At 54.9% G+C, this 1,503-nt stretch carries 1 rRNA gene; it reads left to right on the top strand.

The window, feature by feature from the left end:
• Positions 1 to 1,484, top strand: a 16S ribosomal RNA gene (locus JCM12304_RS18795); the annotation flags it as partial.
• Between the last annotated feature and the right edge of the window lie 19 nt (positions 1,485 to 1,503).

Genomic DNA, 1,503 nt, shown 5'->3' with positions numbered 1-1,503 from the left:
TGATCCTCTTCGGAGGTGACGCTTGTGGAACGAGCGGCGGACGGGTGAGTAACACGTGGGCAACCTGCCTGTAAGACTGGGATAACCCCGGGAAACCGGGGCTAATACCGGATAATACTTTTCATCACCTGATGAGAAGTTGAAAGGTGGCTTTTAGCTACCACTTACAGATGGGCCCGCGGCGCATTAGCTAGTTGGTGAGGTAACGGCTCACCAAGGCAACGATGCGTAGCCGACCTGAGAGGGTGATCGGCCACACTGGGACTGAGACACGGCCCAGACTCCTACGGGAGGCAGCAGTAGGGAATCTTCCGCAATGGACGAAAGTCTGACGGAGCAACGCCGCGTGAGTGATGAAGGTTTTCGGATCGTAAAGCTCTGTTGTTAGGGAAGAACAAGTGCCGTTCGAATAGGGCGGCACCTTGACGGTACCTAACCAGAAAGCCCCGGCTAACTACGTGCCAGCAGCCGCGGTAATACGTAGGGGGCAAGCGTTGTCCGGAATTATTGGGCGTAAAGCGCGCGCAGGCGGTCCTTTAAGTCTGATGTGAAAGCCCACGGCTCAACCGTGGAGGGTCATTGGAAACTGGAGGACTTGAGTACAGAAGAGGAGAGTGGAATTCCACGTGTAGCGGTGAAATGCGTAGAGATGTGGAGGAACACCAGTGGCGAAGGCGACTCTCTGGTCTGTAACTGACGCTGAGGCGCGAAAGCGTGGGGAGCGAACAGGATTAGATACCCTGGTAGTCCACGCCGTAAACGATGAGTGCTAGGTGTTAGGGGGTTTCCGCCCCTTAGTGCTGAAGTTAACGCATTAAGCACTCCGCCTGGGGAGTACGGCCGCAAGGCTGAAACTCAAAAGAATTGACGGGGGCCCGCACAAGCGGTGGAGCATGTGGTTTAATTCGACGCAACGCGAAGAACCTTACCAGGTCTTGACATCCTCTGCAATCGGTAGAGATACCGAGTTCTTCGGGGACAGAGTGACAGGTGGTGCATGGTTGTCGTCAGCTCGTGTCGTGAGATGTTGGGTTAAGTCCCGCAACGAGCGCAACCCTTGATCTTAGTTGCCAGCATTTAGTTGGGCACTCTAAGGTGACTGCCGGTGACAAACCGGAGGAAGGTGGGGATGACGTCAAATCATCATGCCCCTTATGACCTGGGCTACACACGTGCTACAATGGATGGAACAAAGGGAAGCAAAACCGCGAGGTCAAGCAAATCCCATAAAACCATTCTCAGTTCGGATTGCAGGCTGCAACTCGCCTGCATGAAGCCGGAATCGCTAGTAATCGCGGATCAGCATGCCGCGGTGAATACGTTCCCGGGCCTTGTACACACCGCCCGTCACACCACGAGAGTTGGTAACACCCGAAGTCGGTGAGGTAACCTTTTGGAGCCAGCCGCCGAAGGTGGGACCAATGATTGGGGTGAAGTCGTAACAAGGTAGCCGTATCGGAAGGTGCGGCTGGATCACCTCCTTTCTAAGGATTTAGAACGAGG

The organism is Virgibacillus halodenitrificans JCM 12304 (assembly GCF_001310895.1).
In the GTDB taxonomy this organism is placed as follows: Bacteria; Bacillota; Bacilli; order Bacillales; family Amphibacillaceae; genus Virgibacillus_Q; species Virgibacillus_Q halodenitrificans.
The sequence above is the reverse complement of the archived record's forward strand: the minus strand, read 5'-3'. Positions and strand labels throughout refer to the sequence as shown.